Here is a 7,364-nt window from a genome sequence, read left to right on the forward strand (position 1 = left end):
GGTTCCAGGAGAGGAAAGGAGAGCGACTATGGGACGGATTCTGGTGACCGGGGCGACCGGCACGGTCGGACGGCACGCGGTGGCGCTGTTGCGGCAGGAGGGGGCCGAGGTCGTGGCCCTGAGCAGCGGCACGGGCGATCTGCGGGACCCGGGTTCGCTGCCGCTGGACGGGGTGGGCGCGGTGCTGCTGGTGTGGCCGTTCGCCACGGCCGAGGGCGCGCGGGAGGTGGTGGCGGCCATCGCCGGGCAGGCGCGGCGGGTGGTCTACCTGTCCTCCGCCGCCCGGCGCGATCATGAGCGCGAGATCGAGCGGCTGATCGAGGCGTCGGCCCGGGAGTGGACGTTCCTGCGCCCGCACGCCTTCGCGGCCAACGCGCTGCGGTGGGCGCGGCAGGTCAGGGCCGGAGTGGTACGCGGTGCGTACGGGGCGGCCGCCATGCCGCCGGTGCACGAGCGGGACGTCGCGGCCGTGGCCGTACGGGCGCTGCTGGACGAGGGGCACCACGGCGCGGCCCTGCACCTGACGGGGCCCGAGACGATCACGCAGGCCGATCAGGTGCGGATCATCTCCGAGGTCACCGGGATCCCGGCCCGCTGGGAGGAGCTCCCGCCGGAGCGGGCCCGCGCCGGCCTGCCGGCCGAGGGCCTGCCGGCCGGCGTGGTGGACGAGGTGCTGCGGGCCCAGGCCGGGCTGGTGACCGAGCCGGCCCCGGTCACCTCGACGGTCGAGGAGGTCACGAAGGTCCCGGCGAGCAGGTTCCGCGAGTGGGTGGCGGAGCACGCCGGCGCCTTCCGCGACGTGCCCCCCGCGCCGCCCACGATGCGGGCGGCCCGCATCCACGCGTTCGGCGACGCCTCGCAGATCCGCGAGGAGGAGGTGGACACGCCCCGGCCGGGGCCCGGGGAGGTGCTCGTCGAGGTGGCCGCCACGTCGTTCAACCCCGCCGAGGTCGGCCTGCGGTCGGGGCTGCTGCCCGAGGTGTTCGGCACGGACCTGCCGCGGACACTCGGGTGGGACGTCTCCGGCACGGTCGTCGAGACCGGCGCGGGCGTCACCGGCCTGGCGCCGGGCGACCGGGTGTTCGGGGTGGTGAGCGGCGCGGCGGCCGGATACGTGGTGGCCGCCGCGGACCTCCTGGCCCGGGCACCGCGCAGCATCCCGCTCGCCGACGCCGCAGCCGTCCCCGTGGCCGGGCTCACCGCCTGGCAGGCCATCCCCGAGCACGCCCGCATCACCCCGGGGCACCGGGTCCTGATCAACGGCGCGGGCGGCGGCATCGGCCTGTTCGCCGTACGGCTGGTCAAGCTGATCGGCGCGCACGTCACCGCCACGGCGAGCCCGCGCAGCGCCGATGCGGTACGCCGGCTCGGCGCCGACGTGCTGGTCGACTACACCGCCGAGCCGCTGCCCCGCGACATGGACGTGCTGCTCAACCTGGCCGCGATCCCCGGTGACACGGCCGCCGAGTTGGCCGGGCTGGCGCCGGCGGCCGTCACGGTCGCCACCCCGATCGAGGGCGCCACGCACTTCGTGACGCGCGACGACCCGGAGCAGCTGGCCCACCTCGCGACCCTGATCGACGAGGGCGGCCTGGTGGTCGAGGTCGCGGAGTCGCATCCGCTGTCCGAGCTCCCCGAGATCCACCGGCGCGCCGAGGCCGGCGACACCCGCGGGAAGATCACGATCCACCCCTGAGCCGGCTCAGGGCGTGAAGTGGCGCAGCACCTCCGGGTTGGCCATGGCGTCGGGGTTGGCCGCCTGCTCGACGGGGGTGCCGAGGAGGATCTTGCGTACGGGGACCTCGAGCTTCTTGCCCGACAGCGTGCGCGGGATGCCGGGCACCACGCGGATCTCGTTGGGCACGTGGCGCGGCGACAACTCCGTGCGCAGGGCGGCGCAGAGCTCCCGCTCCAGCGGCTCGGTCAGCTCGGCGCCCTCGGCGAGCGTCACGTACAGGAGCAGCCGCCCCTCCTGCCCGAGCTGGCCGGTGTCGATCACCAGGCTGTCGGCGATCTCGTCGAACCGCTCGACCACCCGGTAGAACTCGCTGGTGCCCATCCGCACGCCGCCCCGGTTGAGCGTCGAGTCGGAGCGGCCGTAGATCACGCAGCTGCCGTCCTCGTTGATCTTGATCCAGTCGCCGTGCCGCCACACGCCGGGGTAGACGTCGAAATAGCTCTCGGTGTAGCGCTCGCCGCCGGGGTCGTTCCAGAACATCACCGGCATGGACGGCATCGGCCGGGTCAGCACCAGCTCGCCCACCTCGCCCACGACCGCCTCGCCCAGGGGGTCGAACGACTCCACCCGCGCCCCCAGCGACCGGCACGGGATGATCCCGGCCCTGATCGGGTGCAGCACGGTGGCCCCGACGAACCCGGTGCACACGTCGGTGCCGCCGGAGAACGACCCCAGCGGGACCCCCGGCAGCGCGGCCGCCACCCAGGCGAACCCCTCGGGCGGCAGCGGCGACCCGGTCGAACCGACCCCGCGCAGCCTGTCGAGCCCCTCGGGGCGGATGCCGGCCTTGAGCGAGGCCATGATGTACGGCGCCCCGACCCCGAAGTAGGTCACCCTCTCCGAGGCGGCGATCCTCCAGAGCGCGGCCGGCGAGGGGTGGGTGGCCGCGCCGTCGTACAGCACGGGCGTGGCTCCCACCAGGAGGGCGCCGATGAGGTAGTTCCACATCATCCAGCCCGTGGTGGTGTACCAGAAGAACACATCGCCCTCGCCCAGGTTCTGGTGGAAGGCGAGCGACTTGAGGTGTTCGAGCACCACGCCGCCGTGGCCGTGCACGATCGGCTTGGGCAGCCCGGTCGTGCCGCTGGAGTAGAGGATCCACAGCGGGTGGTCGAACGGCACCCGCTCGAACTCCAGCGGCCCCTCCTCGGCCCGCAGCCCCTCCCAGCCGATCACCTCGCCGTGCGGCATCTCCTGGGTGCGCGCCGGGGCGGGCTCGGCCTGCTGCGGCGGGCGGCCCTCCTCGGCCGCCGTCAGGTAGGGGATCCACACCGTCGCGCGCAGCGAGGGCAGCTCGGCGGCGATCTCGTTGACGGCGGCCGAGCGGTCGTAGCTCTTGCCGTTGTAGTGGTAGCCGTCGACGGCGATGAGCACCTTGGGCTCGATCTGCTTGAACCGGTCGACGATGCTCGGCACCCCGAAGTCGGGCGAGCCGGCCGACCAGATGGCGCCCAGCGAGGCCGTGGCCAGGCAGGCGATCAGGGCCTGTGGGATGTTGGGCAGGTAGGCGGCCACCCGGTCGCCGCGCCCGACGCCGAGGCGGACGAGCCCGGCCCTGACGCGGGCGACCTCATCGCGCAGCTCGGACCGGCTCAGCTCCTGCCGGGCGCCGTCCTCGGAGACGAACACCAGGGCGGTGCCCTCGGTGTGGCGCAGCGCGTTCTCGGCGTAGTTGAGCGAGGCGCCGGGGAACCAGGTCGCGCCCGGCATCGTCCCCGAGAGCGCGGGCCCGTCGCCCCGGTCCCCGATCACCTCGAAGTAGTCCCAGATCGACGTCCAGAACTCCCCGGGCCGGTCGACCGACCACCGCCACGCGTCCTCGTAGTCGCCGGACCTGCCCAGCGACCTCAGGTAATGGGTCAGCCTCGCCGACTCGACGACCTCTTCGCTCGGCTCCCAGAGAAGCTCGCCCTCAGCAACCATGTGCCCATCCTGTCGCCCGTCCGGGGGAAAGTCATACCCGGCCTTCCCCATAACTTGCTACCTCCGTAGGTGGTCCACCGCCATACGTGCGGCCGTGCCGATCACCGCGTCGGCGCGCGGCTGGTTGAGCGCGGTGCTGAAGGAGCGGGTGAAGACCGACACCGCGTAGCGGCCGCCGTCGGGGTATTCGACGACGCCCGACTCGCAGCGCAGGGTCGGGATCGTGCCGGTCTTGCCGCTGACGGCCACGTCGTCGTACGGGAAGCCGGAGGCCAGCCGGTGCGGCCACACCTGCCTGTTGAGCACCGACCGCATCCAGGCGCACGACGGCTCCGAGGCCGCCTCGTCCCGCCAGATCAGCCCGAAGAGCCGGGCCATCTCCCGGGGGGTGCTGCGGTTGGCGCGGGCGGGGTCCAGTGCGCTCAGGCGGGCTATGTCGTCGGGATCCACGTACGGCCACCCGTGCCCGGTGTCGCGGCTCATGCTCTCGTTGATCTCCCCCGCGCCCTGCACCACACGCGTCCCCGTCAGCCCGAACGCGTCCATCGTGGCGTTGACCGCGTCGAACCCCACCCGCTCCAGCAGCACGTCGGCCGAGGTGTTGTCGCTCAGCGCGATCATCAGGTACGCCATGTCGCGCAGCGAGATCGTCACGTCGTCGAGCATCGCCGAGATCCCCGTCGGCCCCGTCGACCGCACGCCGGCCGGCACGGTGACCCGGCCGGTGAGGTCGAGCAGCCCCGCGTCCGCCTGCCGGCAGAGCGCCACCAGCAGCGGCACCTTGAACATCGAGGCCGTGGGCAGCGGCTCGTCGGGGCCGTGGCCCACCTCGTGGCCGGTGTCGATGTCGGCCGCGTACATCCAGCCCGTCACGCCGGCCGCCCGGAACAGGCTCTCGAAGTCGGGCGCGCCCCGGCCCGTGATCGCGACGCTCATGCCAGCATCCCCGGCCTGCCCCGGACCCGCCGGGCGGGCCCGATCTCCGGCAGGGCGCCCTCGTCGGTCATCCCGGCGCTCTCCTTCAACGTCCGTACGGCCACGGCCGCGAAGTCGGTGAGCGGGTGATCCGTGGCGGCCGCCACCGCGCGCCAGGCGGTGGAGACCCGGCTCGTGATCGGCGAGCCTAGCAGCGGCCGCCACGCCAGTCCCGGCAGCTCCATCCTCGGCCCGAACGCCACCGCCGCCCCCGCCAGCACCAGCCCGAGCCCGGCGCCCTCGTGCACCTGCGCCGGTACGAACCCGTGGCGGCGGCACTCCGCCAGCACCTCGCCGTGCCAGCCGGGCTCGCCCTCCTTGGGCGGCATCAGCAGCTCGCGCCCCGCCAGGTCGGCCAGATGCACCTCGCCGACGCCGGTGAGCGGGTCACCCGAGGCCAGCAGCACGCCCTGCGCCTGCACCAGGACCTGGCCGAAGCGCAGGCCGGGCGCGGTGACCGGATGGCGTACGAGGCCGACGTCGATCGCGCCCTCGGCCAGGGCCGTCACCTGGTCGGCGGTCCAGATCTCGGCGGGCGCGAGACGTACGTCCGGGTTGCTCTCGCGGAAGGCGGCGACCAGGGCGGCGAGCACGGCGGCGGCGAGGTCGGGCGGCACGCCCACCTTCAGCACCGCGCCCTGGCCCTGCCTGGCCAGCTCGTGCAGCCGGTCCACCCGGGCCACGATCTCGCGGGCCTCGCCCAGCAGCAGCCGGCCCGCCTCGGTGAGCCGGACCTGGCGGGCGGAGCGGTCGAAGAGCCGCACGCCGAGCTCCTCCTCCAGGCGCTTGATGCGCTGGCTGAGCGGCGGCTGGGCCATGCCGAGCCGGATCGCCGCGTTGCCGAAGTGGAGTTCCTCCGCCACCACGGTGAAGTAGCGGAGGTGCCGGACCAGGTCCATGAGCAGCCACTATATCCAGATTTATATCTAGGTTGGGCTCATATCAATATTGGACACGAGCATCCGGGCTCTGGTGTCATCCCGACATGGCACCACAAACGGGGAGAATTTATGGCAGGCGTCGCCGCAGACGGTGGCCCTGGATCGTGGCGGCACTCCTGGTCCCGGCGCTCGTGGCGGGCGGCGTCATCTGGGTCCTGCGGACGGAGGGGTCGCCGGAGGAGACGGCCGACCACTACCTTGCGGCCTGGTCCGCCCAGAATTACGCGGCGATGCGGGCGCTCGTCGCGGACCCGCCCGCCGATTTCGAGAGCCGGCACCGGCGTTTCCTCGCCGATCTGAAGGTCACCCAGGCCACCTTCCACCGTCCGACCTCGACGGGGGTCTTCGCCGACCAGGGCGCGGACGACGACGACGGCGTCTCCTTCCAGGCCAAGCTGACGGGGCGGCGGGACTGGGACTACGGCGGGCGGCTGCGGCTCGTGGAGCGCGGCGGCGCGTGGAAGGTGGCCTGGACGCCCGCCACCATCCACCCCCTGCTGAAGAAGGACCTGTCGCTCCGGGCGGTCACGCAGCAGGGCGACCCCGTACGCGTCCTCACCGCCGACGGCACCGAGGTCAACAACCCCGGTGCGCCGGGCTCGGTGCAGCAGCTCGTCGAGGGCATGAAGCAGACCTTCCCCGACCGCTTCGAGGCGCCCGGCCGTACCAGGATCGACCTCTACCGCGGCGACCAGCCCGTCAAGACCGTCGTGCCGGCCGGCGGCACCCGGCCGATCCAGACCACGATCGACCTGAAGGTGCACCGGGCGGGGGCCAGTGCACTGGAGGGCGTGGACAAGCCGGCCTCCCTGGTGGCGCTGCGGGCCTCGACCGGGGAGATCCTGGCCGCGCTCAACGCGCCGGGCGGGTTCAACCGGGCGCTGATGGGCAAGTACCCGCCGGGCTCGACGTTCAAGGTCGTGACCGCCTCCGCCCTGGTCGCCGGCGGCGTCGAGCCGGGCCGGCAGGTGACGTGCCCGGCCGAGAAGAACATCGGCGGCTTCCCGTTCCACAACGCGGGCTTCGAGGACTTCGGCACGCTGTCGTTCCGGGACGCGTTCGCGCACTCCTGCAACACCACGTTCGGGGAGATGAGCGTGGCCCAGCTCAACGACGGCCGGCTCGCCGAGGTGGCCAGGAGCTTCGGCTTCGACACCCCGATCACGCCCGGGGTGCCCGCCGTACGCGCCGAGTTCCCCGACCCCAAGGACGACACCGACCTGGCCTCCGCCTCGATCGGTCAGGGCCGGGTGCTGGCGAGCCCCCTGAACATGGCCTCGGTCGCCGCCGCGATCGCCTCCGGCGCCTGGATCCCGCCCAGGCTGGTCACCGGCGAGCACTTCCCCGGGCAGCAGCCGGACAACCCGCGCCCGCTGGAGGAGGGGGTGGTGAAGGCCCTGCGCAAACTCATGCCCGCCGTCGTCACCGACGGCACGGCGCACGGGGTGAGCTTCCCGGCCGGTACGGCGGGCAAGACCGGGACGGCGGAGTACGGCTCGGGCAAGGAACCGCCGGCGCACTCGTGGTTCATCGGCTACAAGGGGGACCTGGCGTTCTCGGTCATCGTCGAGGGCGGCGGTGCCGGCTCCGCCGTAGCGGCCCCCATCGCGGCCCGCTTCCTCCGCGCCCTCGCCTGACCCTGCGCCCCGACCGGGGACCGGCCCCCACCGCACTTCGCCCGAGGTCCTCCGGGGAGGAGGAAGGCGAGTGGGCTGAGCGGGGCCGGGCGAGCGGTGGGGTCAGGTGGGTCGACGGGTCGCGCCGAGCGCCACGGCGGGTCGGGGAAG

5 protein-coding genes are annotated in these 7,364 nt (G+C 73.5%); 2 read left to right on the forward strand and 3 right to left on the reverse strand.

Features of this window, described 5'->3' with window-relative positions:
* Positions 1 to 28: 28 nt before the first annotated feature.
* Complete coding sequence (locus tag ACTWPW_RS46515; protein ID WP_443172516.1) at positions 29 to 1,696, forward strand: alcohol dehydrogenase catalytic domain-containing protein; 1,668 nt, start codon at positions 29 to 31, stop codon at positions 1,694 to 1,696.
* Positions 1,697 to 1,702: 6 nt separating this feature from the next.
* Here the strand turns inward: ACTWPW_RS46515 and ACTWPW_RS46520 are convergent, their stop codons facing one another.
* The 3 genes from ACTWPW_RS46520 to ACTWPW_RS46530 are packed head-to-tail and all read right to left on the reverse strand — an operon-like array spanning position 1,703 to position 5,535.
* Positions 1,703 to 3,661 carry an acetoacetate--CoA ligase gene (locus ACTWPW_RS46520; RefSeq protein WP_443172517.1) on the reverse strand — a complete coding sequence of 653 codons (1,959 nt, stop codon included), beginning with the start codon at positions 3,659 to 3,661 and terminating at the stop codon, positions 1,703 to 1,705.
* A gap of 57 nt (positions 3,662 to 3,718) precedes the next feature.
* The gene (locus ACTWPW_RS46525) at positions 3,719 to 4,597 is read right to left on the reverse strand and encodes a serine hydrolase (protein WP_443172518.1); all 879 of its coding nucleotides are present in this window, start codon (positions 4,595 to 4,597) and stop codon (positions 3,719 to 3,721) included.
* Complete coding sequence (locus ACTWPW_RS46530) at positions 4,594 to 5,535, reverse strand: LysR family transcriptional regulator (protein WP_375112837.1); 942 nt, start codon at positions 5,533 to 5,535, stop codon at positions 4,594 to 4,596. Before ACTWPW_RS46530 ends, ACTWPW_RS46525 begins: the two co-directional genes overlap by 4 nt.
* 146 nt (positions 5,536 to 5,681) lie before the next feature.
* Between ACTWPW_RS46530 and ACTWPW_RS46535 the strand changes: the two genes are divergently transcribed.
* The gene (locus ACTWPW_RS46535) at positions 5,682 to 7,214 is read left to right on the forward strand and encodes a penicillin-binding transpeptidase domain-containing protein (protein WP_375112836.1); all 1,533 of its coding nucleotides are present in this window, start codon (positions 5,682 to 5,684) and stop codon (positions 7,212 to 7,214) included.
* The last annotated feature ends 150 nt before the right edge of the window (positions 7,215 to 7,364 follow it).

Origin of the sequence: Nonomuraea sp. KM90, assembly GCF_052246675.1 — a bacterium.
In the GTDB taxonomy this organism is placed as follows: domain Bacteria; phylum Actinomycetota; class Actinomycetes; order Streptosporangiales; family Streptosporangiaceae; genus Nonomuraea.

Excerpts from the sequence above, each read along its gene's own strand:
- ACTWPW_RS46515 (WP_443172516.1), top strand. The coding sequence starts at position 29 with ATGGGACGGATTCTGGTGACCGGGGCGACCGGCACGGTCGGACGGCAC.
- ACTWPW_RS46520 (WP_443172517.1), bottom strand. The coding sequence starts at position 3,661 with ATGGTTGCTGAGGGCGAGCTTCTCTGGGAGCCGAGCGAAGAGGTCGTC.
- ACTWPW_RS46525 (WP_443172518.1), bottom strand. The coding sequence starts at position 4,597 with ATGAGCGTCGCGATCACGGGCCGGGGCGCGCCCGACTTCGAGAGCCTG.
- ACTWPW_RS46530 (WP_375112837.1), bottom strand. The coding sequence starts at position 5,535 with ATGGACCTGGTCCGGCACCTCCGCTACTTCACCGTGGTGGCGGAGGAA.